We start from the raw sequence: 19,775 nt of genomic DNA on the forward strand, positions 1-19,775 counted from the left end.
TCTAGAATTTGACGAGGAGCGAGAAGCGGAAGGCGTCGCCGAGAGACCCGAACGGGATCCAGGCGAAGTCGAAGTTGGCCTTGTTGAAGGAAAGGCCGCCGCCGGCGGTCACGCCCGCCAGGCCGCCGTTGTCGCGGCGAGAGGAGGTATAGCCGAAGCGCAGGGCCCCGCCCACGCCCTCGGTGAGGCTGCGGCGGCCCTCCATGCCGAAGGCGGCGTAGAGGTCGAAGTCGCGGGCCTTGCCCAGGTCGAGGTCCAAGGTGAGGCCCTTGGTGAGCTCGGCGGCGCCGGCGACGACGACCGTGGTCGGGAGCGGGTCGGTCTGGCTCGAGACGTAGCCGATGCGGTTGCCGATGTTTCGGATGGAAAGCGCGAGGTTGACCGGCTTTTCCGTGTGCGGATTGACCCGGTAGAGGACGCCCAGGTCGGCGGCCATCGCGGAGCCGCTGAAGGAGTCGATGGACTGATGGATGTACTTGCCGGTGAAGCCGAGGCTCAGGTTGTCGTTGGGGGCGTAGGCGTAGGTCCCGGCGTAGGCGGAGTCGGCGGAGTTGAAGGTGCCGACGGGCAAGGTGGAGTCGCCGGTGCGGCGCTCGATGTCGCCCACTCCGAGGTAGTAGATGGAGAGGCCGACGGCATGGCGGTTGTTGGCGGTCTCGATGCGCTCGCGCCCGTTGGAGCGGCCGAACGGGATGACGAAGGCGAGGGACTGATAGCTGACGCCCTGGAAGAGGGCGGAGTGCGCGCCGCCGAGCTGCGGGCTCTTGAGGCGGGCCAGGCCGGCGGGGTTGTAGTAGGCGGCGAAGGCGTCGTCGGCGACGGCGGTGAAGGCGTCGGCCATGGCGCCGGCGCGGGCGCCGGAGCCAAGCTTGAGGAACTGGGCGCCGGAGGTCCCCCCCGACTTGGCGGCCGACGCGGGCAGCGCCCCCACAAGGAGCATGAACATCAGGATGGCGCTGTTTCTATATATCACAGGCCGCTCCCCTTGATGATGGCGATCTTGAAGAACTTGCGGCGGCCGCCGTGGATGGCCTCGCCGATGTAGACGCCGCTGGCGATGGTCTGGCCGTTATCGTTCGTGCAGTTCCACGGCGTGTAGTAGGTCTGGCCGGCGGGCACCTGGCCCTGCTCGATGGTGCGGATCTTCTCGCCGGTGACGGTGTAGATGTTGATCTTCAGGTCCTGCGGCGTGCCGGACAGCGGGATCGAGGTGCGGATCATCGTGCCGGTGAAGGGCGCGTGCACGCCGCCCGACCCGAAGAGGGTGGAGTTGCGGGCGATGTTGGAGTGCGTGATGCAGTCGGCCGGGTTCGGGAAGTTGGCGACGGCGATGTCGGCCCCGCCGAAGGAGACGGTGGAGGTGGCGACCGGCGTCGAGTCGAGGACGACGAAGGTGGAGAAGTGGTCGACGGAGACGGTGATCGTCTTGTTGACCGTGTCGAGGCGGCGGTTGACCGTCTCGGGGACGAAGCGGCCCAGCACGGCGTTGTAGAAGTAGACCTGGATCTTGTCGTCGGTGGTCGAGGTGGAGGCGGCCAGGTTGTAGGAGAGCGTCAGGTCGGCGCGCTGCTTGAGCTGGTGGCGGATGCCGGCGGGCAGGAAGATGGAGTAGAAGGCGGAGATCGGGTTGGCGCCGCCGATCTGGGTGGTGGAGGCCTGGGTGCGGTAGGTGGACATCGCGGCCCACATCTCGGCCGGGAAGGCGGACGGCACGTCGGCGACCTGGAGGGCGGCGGGCGCGTAGCCGAGGGTGGCGACGCTCAGGGCCTTGGCCAGGGCCTGGTCGCGGCCCTTGGTCATGGAGACGTTGACCGTGGTGGTCGGGTTGGCGACGACGCCGGAGTCGGCCAGGCTGTCGGACCCCTCGCCGAAGGCGCCGGGGGGCAGATCGATGCCCGAGCGCTCGTCGAGGCCGAGCAGCTCGTCCTGCGCGGAGGGCTTCATGCCGACCTTGCCGCCGTTGATGTTGGTGGCGCGGCCGTCTGCGGACGAGTCGAGGCCGGCGTAGAAGTCGAAGACCTTGTCGATGGCGAAGTTGTCGCCGGTGGTCGGGTCCACCTCGGCCGCGTAGGCGCGGATGCGGATCGAGAAGCGGGTCTCGAGGGGCGCCAGCGTGTAGGTCGCCGTCAGGAGGCGGCGGTTGGTGGAGTTCGACGGGTTGTTGAGGACGCCGGTGCCGTTCGGGGAGACGAGGGCGGCGCCCGCGGCGGTGAAGGTGGAGAGCGTCAGGATGGTGCTCAGGTCGTCGTCGGCGGCCGTCTGCTGGCGCAGGGGCTTGAGGCAGTCGACCTGGACGAGGAAGCGCGAGCGGGCGGCGTCGAGGGCCTTGGCGGTGCCGAGGCAGTCCAGGGCGGCCGGCTTGTAGGTGAGGTTGATGGTCTTCGTGGTCGTGGACTCGGAGGCGGTGAAGACGACGCCCGCGCCTTCGGCCGGGAAGGAGACTTCCTGGCCGTTGGAGCCGGAGAGCAGGACGATGTCGTACGAGATGCCGGGCTTGAAGCCGGAGATGGTGTAGGCGTTGACGGTCTTGGCGACGGCGTCCGTCTCGACGGAGCCGACGACGAACTCGCCCGCGCCGAAGTTGGCGGCGGCGACGCCGACGACCTCGCTCGAGTTGGGCGAGGTGCCGTCGGACTTGAGGATGCGGCCGGTGGCGGTCGCTCCGCGCGTCAGCGTGATCGGGTTCACCGCCGTGTTGGAGCCGGTGAAGATGGAGAAGGAGGAGCCGATGACCGAGACGGTGGCGTTGTACACCGCGTAGCCGAGGCTGGTCGCGTGGAGCTTGTAGACGCCGGTGGAGAGGCCGGGGATGCTGAACAGGCCGCCCTCGACCGTCGTCGCCTCGATGTCGCCGAGCGGGTTCTCCGGGACGACGCCGACCGGCTGGAGGTTGATGGCGGCGGCGGGGAAGCCGCGCTTGTCGCCGAACGGATAGCTGAGCGCGCCGCCGGTCGCCGCGTCGGCGACGACGACCTGACCGGTGACGACGACGGAGAGCGGGGTGAGGAGGAAGTTGGCGCTGGTCTGGGTCTGCAGGTTCAGGTTGGTGAGCTCGACCTTGCCGTAGTACAAGCCGTCGCTGGCCTGGTTGCCGTCGCGGGGCGCGGCGACGAGGTTGTACTGGTTGGAGACCGCGCTCGACACCCACAGGGAGTAGGCGCCCAGCTGGTTGGAGAAGGTCTGCACGACCAGGTCTTCCTCGGAGCCGAAGGACGGACGGGCGGTGACCTTGATGTTGGCCAGCGGCAGGCCGGTGGTCGTCGAGCGCACGACGCCGGTGATGGACTGGCCCTGGCCGAGCGAGACGATGCCGATGTCGCGGATCTCGCCGGGGGTCGGCTTGAGGCCGGAGATGGTGACGGGCGCGTAGTTCTGGCTGCCGGCGGCCAAGAAGTTGGGGTCCCAGGTCGCCTGGGCCAGGCGCAGGTCGTAGGAGACGTCGGGCACCAGCGGGCCGACGCGGAAGTAGCCGTCGCCCTCGATCGGGCGGTTGTTGATGGAGGACGGCGCGACGACGTAGCCGCCCTCGGTCCACGGGTTGGCGGTCGCGGCGATCGCGAAGTTCGGGGCGAGCCAGCCCGCGTTGGACGCGGAGATGAGCTCGCCCGTGCCGCCGTCCTTGAGGCGGCCGGTGATGTAGGCGGCGCGCTGCATCGTCACGTTCTGGGCGGTCAGGTTCGACTGCAGGCCGCTCGGGGAGAGCGCCGGGTCCGGGAACTTGAGCGGGCGGCCGACGTACTTGATCGGGAAGAGCTGGCCGCGGACGGTGAGGGTGTAGAACTCGCCGGCCGGGAGGTTGGTGAAGGCGTAGTCCACCGAGCCCGACATCGCGCCGAGGCTGAGGTCGCCGAGGTAGGCGACGGTCGAGCGCACGACCTCCTGGCGCTTGTTGAGGACGCGCAGCTCGAAGACGCGGGCGTCGAGCAGGCCGCCGTCGAGGGAGATCGTGCCGGAGACGTTGTAGCCGTTGGAGACGGTCAAGGTGACGCTGGAGACGTCGGCGCCGGAGACCGTGACGGTGCGGCCGACCGAGGGCGCGATGACCGCGCAGGTCGAGCACGAGCGCAGGTCGGTCGTGCGCACGACGTAGACGCCGTTCGGGCAGTTCGGGATCGTGAAGGCGCCCGAGGCGTCGAGGAAGCCGACGCGGCTGCTGATCGGGTTGAAGACCGTCGAGATCGCGACGCCGTAGGAGTCGATCTCCTGGCGCACCGCGGTCACGCGCGCGGTCGTCGAGGAGAGGCCCGCCGGGTAGTTCTGCGGCGCGACGTACGGGGCGTTGGCGAGGATCTTCGCGTTCGTGTTGAAGAGCGTGTCGGTGATCTGGTTGACGAGGAAGCCCGAGATCGCGAACGTCGAGCCGCGCAGGTCGGAGACCACGGAGAAGGTCGAGCCGTTGACCGCGGAGACCGGGTGGCGCGAGGACTGGCCGGTCGTCTTGTGCAGGAAGCGGACGTCGAGCGTCTGGGTGTTGAGGCCGGTGACGCGGAAGGTCGCCGAGGACACGGTCCCGACGCAGGCGCCCGCGACCGGCGACGAGGACGGGTTCGAGGCGGGCAGGCCGCCGCAGCTGAAGTTCGGCAAAGCGGTCGCGACCTCGGTGAACGTGCGGCCGACGTCGTCGGGGCGCAGGGAGGCGATGGTGAGCACGGTCAAGGTCACGTTGTTGAAGTCCGACGTGCCCGGGCGCAGCATGATCAGGCCGTCGATCACGCCGGAGGCCGCCGCGAGGGTGAAGTTGTCGGTCGCGGGCGGCACGACGAGACGCGGGAAGCCGCCGACGGCCTCGTACTCCCCCTCGGCGTCGACGTTCGCGTAGAGCTGGTAGGTCGCGCCCGCGTCGAGGCCGGGCAGGGCGTAGGCCGCGGCGCCGCCGTTGACGTAGACCTGCGTCGAGCCGAAGTTGAAGGACCCGGGCGACCAGGCGTTGACCCAGATGCGGCTGCCGTTGGGCGCGGCGACCGTGATCGTCCCCGTGATCGAGGCGCCGGCGCCGAAGTCCGGGAAGTCCATGCCGGTGATCGTCGCCGTGCCGGCCACCACGATCGGGCCGGTCGTCACCGCGCTCAGGCCCTGCGTGTTGGCGCGCAGGATGTAGCCGCCGGGGTCGAAGCCGGAGATCGAGTACACCGCGTAGGTGGAGCCGGCCGGGATGAAGGTGCCGCCGGAGAGGCTCGAGGAGGCGATGTCGGTGGACAGCGCGACCGCGCTGATGCCGACGCCGAGGCCGTACGGGGCGGGCGCGGGGTTGCCGACGCCGAGGCCGACCTGGCCGGTGATGACGGCCTTCGGCAGGAAGGGCGTCAAGTCGAGGCGCGCGCCGTCGGCGCCGACGTACGCCGAGCCGGTCGAGCGCGAGTAGCCGCTCAGGTCGGCGAGCACGGTGTAGGTGCCGACCGGGACGTTGAAGCCGAGCAAGGTCTTGGCGATGAACTGCTGGGTCGCCGAGTCCCACTGGCCGCCGTCGTCGAAGGTCGTCGTCCCCCCTCTCAGCCGCATCGGGCCGTAGATGGTGGACGCCTGCTGGGCGGCGGCGGTGGACGGGCGGATCTGCAGGCTGCCCCACTGGTCGGTGACCGCGGCGGCCACCGAGGGGTCGAGCGACGGGACCACGATCAGGCGCGGCGCGCGGCTGACGAACAGGTCCAGGCCGCCGGACGCGTTCGAGGACACGAGCAGGCCCGCGGTGCGCGAGATGAAGGCGGTCGCCGCGCCGGCGGTGTTCAAGGTCAGGTCGATCGCGCCGTCGACGTAGTCGGGGCGGCCGACGTTCATGCGGTAGGCGCCGGCGCCCAGGCCGGGCAGCACGTAGGAGCCGTCGGCGAGGGTCGTCGCCGTGAAGTAGCCGGTCGGGCCGTACACGCGAAGGTTCACGCCGGACAGCGGCGGGTTGGGGACGGTGCCGGGGTCGAAGGCGCGGCCCGCGAACTGGGGCAGGGCGACGCTCAGGCGGATCGTGTCGTCCTTGACGCCGCCGCCGCCGCCGACCTCGACGCGGACGTAGTAGAGGCCGTTGGGCACGCGCACGCCGCCGTTGATCCAGGGGCTGTAGCGGCCGTCCCAGGCGATCTCGCCCTTGTTCGGCTGGCCGTAGCCCCAGCGCTCCCAGACCGCCGCGGGCGTCTCGCCGGACTTGAACGGCAGCGAGGAGACGAGCACGTGCCAGGGCTGGTTCGGGTCGCCGAGGGTGAAGTTCAGGAAGACCTGGTTCGGCTGGCCGTTGAGCCCGAGGCCGATCGCCGCGCTCGACAGGGCCACGCCGTTGGACGCGGTCGACACGGACACGGCGGTCAGGGCGTCGGCGGGCATCGCGCTGACGCCGAAGTAGAAGGTCGTGTCGAAGATCAGGTTGTAGTGCAGCTCGAGGTTCTTGAAGCCGGTGGACGCGGCGAGCACGTAGAAGGCCTTCGAGGACTCGCCGACCGCGAAGTTCACGGCGACCGCGGCGGCGGTCGAGAGCACGGTGCTCGTCGTCACGCCGACCTCGGCGTCGGGCACGAAATTCGTCCCGTTGAAGCGCGTCGAGCGCAGGTCCACGGTCAGCGGCGCGGTCACGGACGCGCGCGAGCCGCACTGATCGCGGGTCTCGAGGCGGCGGACGTCGGACAACTCCCCCTGCTTGACCGAGAAGTAGGGCTCGTCGAGCTGCACGAAGCGCGCCGGGCCGGCGACGACCGCGAGCGAGGGCGAGCCGAGCAGCAGCGGCTGCGGGACGTCCGTCGCGACGGCGGTGGTCTTCAGGGCGGACACCGTGACGGTGGCGGCGCCGACCTGGCAGGCCATGTAGACGTTCGACCACACCATCGTCAGCGTCTGGCCCGCGGCCAGGCCGGCGCCGGTCAGCTTGACGAAGGCCGAGGGACCGGAGTAGGTGACCGGGCCGAAGGTCGTGAAGGCGCTCGTGACGGTGACGCTCGAGCCGGCGGGCGAGTTGTACGGGAACGGGAAGCCGGGAGGCGCCGTAAAGCCTACCTGGCCGCCCGTGGCGCCGCCGGAGATGCCGTTGGCGCCGGCGGTGTAGGTGACGATGATCGTCGCCTGCTGGCCGGAGACGGCGAAGGTGGAGGACAGGACCGCCGTGCCTTCGCCGGAGATCGCGCCGCTGGCCGCCAGGCCGGGGTCCTTGAGGAGCAGGTCGATGCCCACCAAGGTCTGACCGGCCGGGGCGTACACCTGCTCGGCGCCCTGGCCGGCCGGGCCGTACACGCCGCGAGGCTCGTCGGGCTGCAGCGCGAAGTCGCCGTTGGCGTCGATGAAGGCGCGGACATAATAAGGCAGGCCGCCGGCGACCGCGACGTCGTAGGAGCCGACGCCGGTCGGGATGACGCGGCTGGCCACGGGGTGGCCGGTGAACGAGGCGCTGGACCAGAACTCGAGCACGAGCGAGCCGGTGCGCGTCCCCGCGTAGGTCGCCGCACCCGTCACGTAGGCCGCCGAGGCCGCCGCGGCGGTGGAGGGCACGACCCCGATCTCGATGCCCGAGGCGATCTGGCCGGCCGCGAGGAAGATCGGGTTGGGGACGCCCTCGAGGCCGAACACGCCGCCGTCCTCTCCCGCGTCCGGGACCTGGTTGGCGTTGACGTCGATGAAGGCGCCGAGGTAATAAGTCGTGCCGACGGCCAGGTTGCTGAAGGCGAAGGCGCGCGTGCTGGTCAGGACGAGGCCGCCGGCCGAGGTGCTGCTCGAGAACGCGGGCGAGTCGAACAGGCCGACGACGACCGCGCCGCCCTGGCTGCCGGCGTAGTTGACGCGGCCGGAGATGCCGCCGAGCGCGCCCGCCGAGCCCGACAGGGACAGCTTGAACTGGCCGAAGGAGCCGGAGGCGTAGGCGCCGGCGTCGATCGTGTACACGCCGTCCTCGGGCAGGACGAAGTTCGAGATCAAGGCGTTCCCGTCGCCGCCGCGGTCGTCGTCGTACTCGAGCCAGTCGCCGTCGGGGCCGTACAGGTCGAGGTACGAGTCGTAGAAGCCGACCGCCTTCATCGCGATCGTCACCGGCTGGCCGCGGGTGCCGCGGAAGGTGTACAGGCGGCGAGGCGCGCCCGGGCGGTCCGGGGAGGTGCAGTCCGAGGCGCCGAAGGACTGGACGACGTCCACGCCGAAGGCGATCTGGCGGCGGTCGCACATCTGCACGGGGATGGCCGGCGTCTGGCTGCTGAAGCCCGCGGTGAAAGGAATGCCGTACAGCGTCGAGGCGCCGATCGGCTCGCCCTCGTCCGGCCGGAAGTTGCCGTTCGGGTCGACGAAGGCGCGCACGTCGTAGACCCCGGTCGGGACGTTGTTGAACAGGAACGGCGACGAGCCGCCGAACGGCGCCGTCGCGAAGCGGATCGGCACGTCGGCGTACAGCGGGGTCAGGCTCATGCGCACCGTGCCGGAGGTGACGAGAGTGCCGCCGTACGTGGCCGCGCCGCTCATAAAGTTGACCGCGTTGGCGGTCGTGATCGCGACGGGCGAGCCCGCGCCGCTCGCGGCGCCGCTCGCGTTGCCGTTGAGGCGGACGGTGCCCCAGTCGAGGTTCTGGCCGTTGTCGACGGCGCCGGTCAGGAACACGGTCGACGAGTTGTAGACCGCGAGGCTGAGGCCCGTGTCCTCGTGAGCGTTGTCGAAGCCGTCGAAGGTGCGCTGCCCGACGAGGTTGAGCGACTGGTCGTAACGCAGCAGGAGGTAGTCCCCGGCTCCGCTCGTGCTCTCCCAGACCTCGAACAAGTGGCCGGTGGCCGGATCGAGCTTGATGCTGCCCAGACCCTCGCTGAAGTGGACCTTGATCGGGCCGTACGCCGCGGAGCCGGTCTGCGCGATCGCCGCGCCCGACACGTCGAACTTGTAGGTTCGCGCCGTGTCGCCGTCGGACGAGAACGCGAGGTACAGCGCGCCCGAGTTGTCGAGAGCCATGCTCACGCCCCCGCTCGCGGGGGCCCCCACGGAGGTGACGTCCTTCGAGGAGATCAAGTTCATCCCCGTATCGAACTTGAGCAGGAAGTGCAGCCCGCGATCCTCGTCGCCCTGCTGGTTGACGATCCCGTAGACGACGAAGGTCTGCGCGTCCGGGCTCAGGACCGAGCCCTGCACGCGCGTGTAGCATACCCCCGAGCACGAGACCGGGTTGGAGAACGCGCCGCTGAACTGGACGGCGAGGGTCCCCGCGTTGATCTTGAGGGCGCGGACCTCGTTGGTCGGCAGGTAGCGCGAGGCCGCGTAGATGTAGCCGCCGTTGTACGTCACCCCGTCCAGGCCCTGGTAGTTCGCGTACTCGACGTAATTCAGCGGAGCGAAGGCGGAATCGTACTCGGTCAGCGTCGCCGTCGAGCTGTTCGTGCCGGGGGTCTCGATGCGCCCGGGGAGGAAAATGCTGGCCGGACCGATGGCGAACTGGCCGATCGTGAGATCGTCTCCGGTCGAGACCACCGCCGAGGAAAGCAGGACGCCGGTCGAGCTGTAGCGCACGCCCCAGCCCTCGACGCCGCCGTTCTGCGCGGTGATGCCGAGCACGATGGGCTGCGGCCCGTAAGAAGTCGTGGAATCGACTTGAACGATCGCGCCGAGGTCGGTCGCGCCGCCGTCGAAGCGGGCGCCCCCGGGCGCGGCGAAGGAGCCGGTGAAGGCGTTGACGCTGCCGCCCTGGCCCGGGTCGGAGATCGTGCCGCCGAAAACGTAGCGGTCCGGCCGCTCCTGCGTGAGCATCACCGCCTGGCCCTGGTTGATCTTGCCGAACGCGTGGGCCGCGGGATTGTAGACGCCGGAGTCGCTCGGGTCGCGGAAGGCGTCGAGGTAATAGGTCTCGAAAGGCAGGTTCGGGCGGTCGAAGTCGAACTCGCCGGAGCCGGCCGCCGGCAGGCCCGTGGCCGGCACGCGCAAGGTGTAGACCGGCGCGCCGAGACGGTCGGGGTTGTTGAAGAAGCGGACGTACAGCGGGCCGGCCTGGGTCCCGAAATAGATCATCTCGCCGCGGATGCGGCCGGCGGTCAGCGCCGGCCCGAGCGAGCCGGGGTCGAATATCTCGACGTTCGCGCCGTATACCGGGAAGGCGTTCGCGCCGCTCGAGACGGCGACGGGCGGCCGGCTGCCGAACGGCTCGCCGAAGTCGTGCCAGCCGTTGTTGCTCGAGTCGACGAAGGCGTTGACGTAATAGCTCTCGGCCGAGAGGTAGGACAGCGTGTAGGCGTAGGTGCTCACGCCGACCGCGCGGGGGATGACCTGGGTCGCCGGCTTCCAGAAGCCCGCCGTCGCGGCCGCGGGATACGCCTGCACGATCAAGTTCGACGCCGACGCGGACCCGGCGTAGCGCACGACGCCCTGGACGGAGCCGTTGGGCGGGTCGGAGAGGTTCAGCTTGACCCCCGTCGCGCCCGTCGCGGCCACGAAGATCTGGGGCGGGTTGTCGAAGCTGACCGCCCCGCCGTAGGAGGCCAGGGAGCCGGCGTTCGCGGGCTCGCCGAGGGCCTCGTCGGGACTGTTGTTGAGGTTCGAATCGATGAAGCCGGCCATGTAGTACGTCGTGTCGCCCAGCAGGCCGGAGCGCTCGAAGTAGCCGGTCGCCGGCAAAGTCAGGAGGTAGTCGACGCTGCGGAACTGCGGGTCGCGGGAGATGCCGACGATGACCGGGCCCGCGGCCGTGCCCGAGTAGGACACGGTGCCGACCACGACCGCCGCGCCGGCCTGGCCGAAGCCGCCGTCCTGCACGATCAGGCTGATCGTCGAGGTCGCGTTGACGAACACCGTGATCGGGAAGGTCGAGATCGACGACTCGAGCGCGTCGGAGCGCCCGTTGCCGTTGGCGTCGACGAAGGCCCGGATCACGTAATCGGTGGCGGCGGGCACGAACGGCAAGGTGTAGACGCTGCCCGCGGCGACGGTGGTGAAGACGACGACCTCTCCGATCGAGCTGCAGCCCGGGCAGGCGGGCCGGCCGGCCTCGACGCGCAGGGCCCCGCCGACGGTGCCCTCGTAGAGCGCCGCGCCGCGGACGACGCCGACCGCCGGGTCGGCGAGCGCCACGTGGAACGGGCCGCCGACCGCCTGGCCGCCCGCGACCTGGACCGGCAGGGCCGAGCTGGCCGCGACGCCGTACTGGCCCGAGGGATCGCCGGCGTCGCGCACGCCGTTGCCGTTGGAGTCGCGGAAACCGCGCACGTAGTAGGCGCCGTCGGGAAGCCCGGGGAAGGAGTAGGAGAGCGGCAGGGCGGCGCTCGAGGTCGAGGTCAGGATCGGCACCGACTGCGCGCTCGGCGAGTTGTACAGCTGGGCGTAGACCAGTCCGGTCCGGGCGCCGGTGTAGGTCACGGAGCCGCCGATGACGCCGGCGTAGCCGCCCTCGAGGCGCATGTTGAGCCGGAAGCTGCCGAACACCCCGGACTGGAAGCTGGTCAGCTCGGCCAGGTAGATGCCGGGCGCGTTCAAGGTCGTGGAGAGGTTGGCGCCGCCGACGCGGTTGTCGCGGGCGACGATGTTGCCGTCCGGCCCGAGGAGGATGAGGTCGGTCGCGAACAGCGTCTCGGTGGACACGGCCAGGTTGACCTGGGTGCCGACGCCGAACGAGCCCGCGACTCCGCCGCCGACCGAGAGCGCGTACAGGCTGGTCACGAAGCCGGGGCCCTTGTCGAGAGCCGGGCAGCCGGCCGCGCTCAGGCTGCCGGCGACGGACGGCGGGGCCAAGGGCGAGCGGTCGCAGATCGTCGCGTCGGCGCCGGACACCGCGTTGCCGTTGATGATCGCGATCGGGAAAGGCTGGTTGAGTCCGCCGAAGGTGCCGGCGGGCTCGGTCAGGGGGTCTTCGACGCCGTTGCCGTTGACGTCGCGGAAGGCGCGCAGGTAGTAGGTCCGGTCGGCCAGGCCCGTGAAGGTGTAGCTCGACACCGCGGCCTCGGCCACGCTCGGCGCGGAGGGAGACGGAGAGAGGCTCAGGCGCACCCGGTACTGGCCGGCCGCCGCCGCGCTGAAGCTGCGGATCTGGCCGGAGATGGAGCCGCCCGACGAGGGCGCGGCCGACACCGCGCCGGAGGGCGCCGACGAGTTGCCGCCGATGTCGCGGGCGCGCACGACGTAGATGTTGGGGATGCCGGGGATCGGAAGGCCGTCGACGAACGAGGCCGTGCCCGTGGACAGCAGCGCCGGGGTCAGGGACGCGAACGGCGCGGTCGGGGACGTGGCCCGGAACACCGCGTAGCCGGCCAAGTCGATGAGGTTCGTCCCGTTGGCGTTCTTCGTCGGCGGCACCCACGTCAGCGTGATCTTGTTGAAGCCGGGGACCGCGACGACGCCGGCGGGCGGGCCTGGAGGCACGGTGTCGACGGACACGGCGAAGCTCACCCCGGTCACCGGGGAGCCGGCCACGACGCTCGACCCGACGACGCCGCGATCGGCGCCCGGCTGGAGGGCGCCGTTGCCGTCGAGATCGACGAACGCGCGCACGAAATACGTGCCCGCGGGCACGGGCAGGTACCAGGGCTGCTGCAGGGCGCCGGGCAGGGCCGCCGAAGACGCGCGCGGGTAGAAGGTCGCGAGGCTCGTCGAGGCCTCGATGACGAAGCCGCGGCCGCCCGCGGTCTGGGCGCCGCCGTAGTAGAGGCCGCCGGACAGCGACGGGCCGGTCGCCGGCAAGGTCACCGTCGAGCCGGCGCCGCTGAAGGCGGAGAACAGGCCGTTGCCGTCGAGCGCGCGGACGGTCCAGAAATAGGTCGAGGCCGGGGCCAGCGGGCCGGACACCGAGGTCCCGGAGCCGAGGTACACGCGCGCCGACGCGCCGGCGATCACGGTCGAGCGCGTCAGCTCGTACACCGTGCCCGCGGGGTTCGCCCCGCTCCAGGAGACGACGGCGCTCGTCGCTCCGACCGGGTCCGGGACCGGGTTGCCGGGGATCGCCGCCAGCGTATAGACGGCCTGGGACAGCGCGGCCGCCGCCGAGGTGCCGTTGCCGTTGAACGCGGTGATCGAACGGATCTGCGAGGAGGTGTTGGCCGGCAGGGCGTCGATGTAGTAGCTGACGGACGCGCCGAGCGAGGTGAACACGGAGCTGTCCGCGCGGCGCAGCTGATAGCCGGCCGCGCCGGGGACCAGGTTCCAGTCGAAGCGCACCGAGGGCGCCGAGGCGGCCGCCTGGAACGAGGCGGGCGCCGCCGGGGGCGCCAGGACGTTCAGCGCGAAGTCGAAGCGGGCGCGCCCGCCTGAGGGCACCGAGACGGTGGACAGCGCCGTCATCTGCTCCTCGCCGGCGGAGGGCTGACCGTCGAAGTTCTTGTCGAGGAAAGCGAACACGCTGTAGCCGGTGGCCGGACGCAGCAGATGGAGGGTATAAGGGAGTCCGGCGGGCGGGACGACGCCGAAAATCGGGACGATGACGCGGTTCTCGGTCTCGTAGCCGGGCGAGCCGGGCACGCCGCGCCCGGTCTCGACGACGATGGTGCCGGTCGCGCCCCCCTGGAGGGTCACCGAGCCCTCGATGGAGCCCATGTCCTGAAGGGTCACGTTGATGCCCGAGACGGTTCCGGAGCTGGGCACGTAGATCGGAGCAAGGAACGCGGGCAAGGTGCTGAGGCCGCCGCCGGCGGATCCGTAATAGCCGAGGGGCTCGGGACCGCTGGGCTTGCCGTTCCAGTCCCCGTCGCGATAGGCGACGAGGTAATAGGTGGCCGGGGAGGGCAGGCCGACGAACGAGAAGGGGCCCGCCGCGGCCAGCTGGGTGCCGCCGAAGAACTCGACCCGGCCGGTGAAGTCGGTGACCGTGGCCACGCCGACGCTGAAGTTGCCCTGGCCGAGCACTCCTCCGTAGACGATCGAGCCGCTGATGCCGCCCGAGCTCTGGTACATCGTCGCGTCCAGGTAGGAGGTCGCGCCCGCCTGGACCTGGACCTTCTGGACGCTCACGCCGAAATTGGAGTTCGAGCCGTGCGCGACCGCGAGATCGTACTCGCCCGGGGGCAGGCTGTTGATCCAGAACGGATAGGACGAGGAGGCCGCGACGCCGAAGCTCGTCGAGTTCTTCGGCGTAGTGCCGTTGAGCCGCGCCGTGACGGTGAGCGTGCCGGCGACCGGGGTCGAGTAGAACACCTGGCCGGAGATCGCGCCGACGCTGGAGCCCGAGGCGGTGAAGCCGGCCAAGACCTCACCCGAGTTGTCGGAGTAGGCCCCGACGAAGTCGTTCATCGCCAGGCGCAGCTCGCCGTCGCCGGGCGACGGGAAGGGAGCGCTCGAGGCGCCGATGCGGACCCACGGCGAGGAGTAGCTCGCGCCCGCCTGGGTCCGGCCGATCAGCTCGCCGAGGTTGGCCGAGGGAAGGACGGTGTTGAGGCCCGTCGTGCCGGGCGCGCCGCCGGGACCCGTCGCCGAGTCGGACGGGCCGGTGCGCCAGGAGCCGGTCGAGATCACCGAGATCATCTGGCCGGGGAAGAAGTAGGAGCCCGTCCCCGCGCCGCCCTGCAGGTCGGGAGTCGCCGTCTCGTTGGCGCGGACCAAGGACATGATCGGCAGGGCCCCGGTCTGCACCGGGAAGTTCGGGGTGACCGAGAAGGTCCCGATCGAGAGGGTGAAGCTCGTGGCCGACTCGATCAGGATGCCGGCGGTGGAGCCCGGAGGAAGCGCGCTGCCGCCCAAGTCGAGCGCGATGAAGAAGTCCTTGGAGGCGCCGGAGGGCAGGAACGCCGGCTGCCAGAAGCTGACCGTGTACGTGCTCGGGCCGAGAGTGAAGATCGGAGCGTACCCGCGCTGCAGGTCGTACATCATGTTGAAGAGCCCGTCGCCGTCGTCCGCCCACACGCTGAAGGACGAGCCGGGGTTCGGGAGCGGTCCGCCCTGGTAGGTCAGGCGCAGCGCGGAGAGCTGAGCCGAGCCGCCGGACGCCGTCAGGCGCGCGCGGATCATCGCGTTGACGCCCGACGAGCCGACCGCGCCGCGGTGGACGGCCGAAGTGGCGAGCGTCACCGAGCCGCCGGGCGCCGCGTCGCCGCCGAAGATGCCGAAGTTGCCGACGAAGGTCTGGGAGACCGGGTTCACGTTGACGCCGGTGACCGAGGTCGACGCCTCGAACACGTCCCAGGCCCCGCTGCCGTTCGCGTCGATGAAGGCGAACACGGTGACCGGGGACGTCGCCTTCGTCAGGATCGCGTAGCCGGGATTGGCCAGGCCGCGCGCCTGGCGCGTGCTGGCCGACAGATTCGGCTGCCCGACCCAGGTCTCGACGAGCGCCGGTCCGGCCTGGTTCGACTGATTATTAAAGGAACCGCCGATCTCGCCCCAGTCTTCGACGGTGATGTTGATGCCGCCCGGCGTGCCGCCGCTGGGGATGAACACCGGCTCGGAGATCATATTGCCCGGGTGGCCGAAGCCGCCGGCCGGCGTGAAGGGGATCCGGTTGCCGCCGCTTTCCTGGTAGGCGAACAGGTAATAGGTGCCGGGCGCGCGCAGGCTGAGGACCGAGTAGCCGCCGGGGCTCACGGTGGTGGAGCCTCCGCCGCCGAGACCGGTGCTGGACGGCCCGTTCGGCGAGGTCGAGGCCATGACCATGTAGCTTCCGGCGGGTCCGGACAAAGTGCCGCCGATCGAGCCGGGGGCGCCGCCGCCGTCGGGCAGCCAGCGCACGACGCCGTTCGGGTCCTGAGTCTTCGTCGAGCCGAAGCTGGTGCCGGCGATCCCGACGGAGTCGTTGAAGACGATGGTCGAGCCCGCGACGACGCCCGCGGCGTTGACGCCGGGGTTGCGGGAAGACGAGCCGGAATCCCACTTGTTGAAAGTATAGGCGACGGGGGACGACGCCGTGAACCGCACGTACGGAGAGGTCGACGTGAGGTTCGTGGTGATGCTCGCGTTGTCGAAGGAGAGGACGGTGGCGTTGATGAAGTCGACGAAGTCGACGCCGTCGAGGCTGATCGACGTCGCGGTCACGTTGACCGTGGCCTGATCGACGCGGAGGTACCAGGCCTGAGAGGGGATCATCCTCCAGATCGAGGACGTGCCGGAGGCCCGAAGGAGCGCGCCCGCGCGGACCTCCGCGCCGACGCCGAGCTCGAGCCGGCCGTCGCTCAGGTCGATCGTCGCGGTGTCGCGCACGACGAGCCTGCCCTTCACCGCGAAGGAGTTCGTCTGCGAGAACGAGGCCTTGCCGACGCTGAACAGGCCGCCCCGGATCTCCGCGTCGCCGTCCACCGTCAGCCGGTTGCTGTTCTGGTACGGCGGCTGGATCAGGCGGATCGTCCCCGCATAAGCCGTCGAGACGGACAGAGAGGCCAGGGACACGTTGGACAGGTTCCAGTCGCAGTCGTAGGCGCTCGAGTCGAACGCCACGTTCTCGCCGTAGGACGGCCGGCCGCCGACCCAGTTCTGATTGATGTCGGCGCTGGTCTCGAAGCCCAAGGTGCCGCCGAGCCAGCGCTTCGAGATCGTGGACGGCAGGACTTCGAACGAAGCACGGACGTAGCCGGAATTGTCGGTGTAATCCGTGTCGTTGGGAGCGACGTACAGGGAGCCGGCCGAGGTCGCGGTGATGGTCGACGACTGGCCCATCGGGAACCACGCCCCCGAGCCGATGCGCCCGACGAGAAGACCTCGGTTGAAGCCGGCGTTGAGGCCGCCGGTCGGAGCCGAGCCGTCGGCGGACACGGCCCCCGGGACGTTCCACGTGTCGCCGGCTTCGATCTCGCCGTGGACGCGCTGGCCGACCTGGACGAAGATCCCGGTGTCGAGGCCGCCGCTGTTGGCGGCGCCGGCCGACGGCGCGGGATAGTTGAAGACGCCGTTGCTCGGGTTCGCGAACAGCCGCTGGCGCACCAGGATCTGGTCCGAGAGGGCGGGCAGCGCCAGATCGTTGGGCGACGCGCCGAAATCGGCCCCCAGCTGGAAGCCGAACTGCACCTTCCGGCCCGACGGCACGCCGTTGAAGTGGACCGCGAAATGGTAGCGCGCGGAGACGACGGCCGGCTCGCCCGAGGCGTTGAGCATCGCGCGCGCCGGCAGGCCGCCGCCCGGGGGCTGGAACGTGACCGAGGCGACGAAGACGTCGCTCGCCGGGCTGAAGGAGCCGTCGCCGTTGTCGCGCCACATCGCCGCCGTGAACAGGCTCGACGGGACGTCGCCGAACAGGTTCAGCGTGAAGGTCCCGAGGCCGGCGGGGCTCGGATATCCGATCAGGTCGGCGTAAAGCACGGGCACGTCCAGGCTCGTCCCGTCGACGGACGCGGGCGCGGTCGAGACGACCGTCGCGAGGAACTCGTTGCCCGGGCCCGGCATCTTGTACTTGGCGATCAACGCCTTCGGCGTCGGATCGGTCACGGTGCCGACCGCGTAGGCTTTCCGGTTAGACTGGTCGAGCGTCACACCCCACAGCTCGTCGAAGTTCGTCCCGCCCGAGTTGAGCGTCGAGCTCGAGCGGAGCGTCAGACTGTAGTCGAACTCCCCGAGCCAGGCGTTGTTCCCCTGCCCGGCCGCCTGCATGTTCCCCGCGACGTAGACGCGGTCGTTCGTCAGGGCGAGGGCGTTCGCGTGGGCGTTGGTGGTCCCAGGGCCGGGGAGGGACGTCGAGTTGAGGAAGGCGAGGCTCGGGCTGTAACGGGCGACGTACAGGTCGGCGACGACGCCGGCGTTGTTCATGTAGCCCGCGACGTACACGTTGCCGTCGGAGCCGATCGCGACGTCGCGCAGCTCGTCGCTGTTCCCGCCCGCCCCCGCCACGGTCGCGCTCGCGATGAAGACGAGGGAGGAGCCGAACTTCCCGACGAAGGTGTTGTTCGAGGTCAGCGCCGCGGGGGCGACGGAGCCGGCGACGAAGAGGTTGGCGCCGTCGTGGGCCACGGCGAAGCCGAAGTTGCTGTTGAAGCCGCTGAAGAAGGTCGTGCTCGACACGATGGCGAGGCTCGGCGACACCTCGGCGAGGAGTATCCGGTTCTCGCCGGGGCCGGCGATCGTCGTGTCGGCGGCGAGGAAGAGGTTGCCGCCGCCGGGGGCGACGATGAGGCCTTTCTTGTAGACGATCCCCGGGTTGATCGAGATCGGGAAGGTGTTGCTGCTGACGAACGCCAGGGAGTTCGTGAACTTGCCCATCCAGAGGCTGGGCCCCTGGCCGGCCTTCGACGAGACGCCCATCACGAAGACCTCGCCCGAGGGCTGCACCGCCACGGCCTGCGCCGTGTCGTTGCCGTTGGCCGTGCCGTTGAAGGTCATGCTGGAGACGAGCGTGAGGCTCGACTCGTTCCAGCGGCTGACCCAGATGTTCTTGCCCTGGCCGGTGGCGCTCGAGTAGCCGACCGCGAAGAGGCTGCCGTTGCCGTCGCGCGCCACGGCGAGGGCGACGTCGTCGAGGCCGGCCGTGTGCGTGGTGCTGCTGAGGCGAGGGAGGAGGCCGGCGTTCGCAGCCGACGGCAAAAGCGCCAACGCCAGCCCTAGGGCTGCGAGGACGGCGCGCGGCTCGAACGGAATACGGCGGTTCTCGGTGGTCACGGTCTCGGTGTTCCGTGATGCGGCACGTCGGCTAACGCTGAGTATATACCCTTATTAAGGATGTTGCCAGGTGATATCCGTCACATTGCGAAGCTGTTCCCGACATCTAGTATTCGTACGCCACTCCGATGAGATAGTTCATCGCGCGGTACGCGTACGCGTAGTTCTTCTGATATTTGTGGTTCGACGCGGCCCACAGGATGTTGGTGCGGAAGGTCAGCGTCAGCTTGGGCGCGAGTGGATAGCCGTAGCCCAGCGAGAAGGTGTAGCGGTCGTGCTTCTGCTTCGCCGAGCCGTACGCGCCGACCTCGTCCTGGACGAGGCGGCCGAGATAGCTCTGCCGGTTCCAGCGGAAGGAGGCGGAGGTCCACGCCGGAGCCTTCTTGTCCCCCCACGAGAGGACCGCCGCGGGCCCCGCGCCGAAGGTCCAGTAGCTGTACGAGTCGCCGAGGAAGCGGGCGAAGGTCGCGTCGAAGGTGTTCTGGTTCGAGCGGTTGTAGGAGAAGCTCATGGCCATGCTCAGATCGAGGCGCCCGTCGCCGTCGAACACGCGCATCGGGATCGGCCGCATGATCGAGCCGCCCAAGGACTGCAGGAAATCCTTGCGGCCGGTATCCTGGAACTGGCCATCGGTCTGCACGATGCGCTGATCCAGGAAGTCCTTATAAAGGAGCGAGTACGAGCCCGAGAGCACATACTTGGGCTCCTCGAAGGGCCAGGGGCGGGTCCCGGACACGGAGGCCTGCCAGTTGTAGGTGTCCAGCACGTGCTTCGAGGCCAGCTCGCGGCCGAGCGGGTTGCCGAACGGGTCCGTGCCCGAGCGCGACTCCAGCGACTCGTAGCTCGGGAAGCGCACCCGGAACGCGTCGAGGCCCGCCCGCAGGGAGAACGGTTCCTTATACATGTTCTCGAACTCGACGCCGGCCGAGATCTTCTCGTAGTCGAAGAGGCCGCGGCCCCAGGATTCGTCGCGCGTCTCCTTGAGGAACTCCCGCTTGTAGCCGGCGGAGGGCTTCACGCGCCAGGTCGATTCCTCGAGCTTGCGGATCCCGGTCATCGACACCGTATGGTCCATCTGCTGCTGGAACAAGGTCCCGGAGGCGACGCCGTCGTCGACGCCCTTGGTCCCGCGATACGAGCCGTTGTACATCGGCAGGAGGCTCCAGCGCTCGCTCAGCTTGACGAGCCCCGCCGCGGTGAGGGCGGCGTTGCCGCCCAGGTTCCCCCGCTGGCCCTGGAAGAAGTACTGGCCGCCCGACACCGACCCGTTGAGCACGGGCGTCCACTCGACCGCGGAAGCGGGGAGGGCGGCGGCGAGCAGTACCACGCAGGAGAAGAGGGGTTTTATCACG

The 19,775-nt window shown here is 70.0% G+C and carries 3 protein-coding genes; all 3 read right to left on the minus strand.

Annotated elements, in window-relative coordinates; all coding sequences use genetic code 11:
* Position 1: 1 nt before the first annotated feature.
* Positions 2–973 carry a PorV/PorQ family protein gene (locus HYV14_13545; protein ID MBI2387011.1) on the minus strand — a complete coding sequence of 324 codons (972 nt, stop codon included), beginning with the start codon at positions 971–973 and terminating at the stop codon, positions 2–4.
* Positions 970–18,423, minus strand: coding sequence for a hypothetical protein (locus HYV14_13550; protein ID MBI2387012.1), 17,454 nt, complete (start codon positions 18,421–18,423; stop codon positions 970–972). Before HYV14_13550 ends, HYV14_13545 begins: the two co-directional genes overlap by 4 nt.
* A gap of 106 nt (positions 18,424–18,529) precedes the next feature.
* Positions 18,530–19,774, minus strand: coding sequence for a hypothetical protein (locus HYV14_13555; GenBank protein ID MBI2387013.1), 1,245 nt, complete (start codon positions 19,772–19,774; stop codon positions 18,530–18,532).
* Position 19,775: the final 1 nt, after the last annotated feature.

This window comes from Elusimicrobiota bacterium (genome assembly GCA_016182905.1).
Classification (GTDB): Bacteria; Elusimicrobiota; Elusimicrobia; order UBA1565; family UBA9628; genus GWA2-66-18.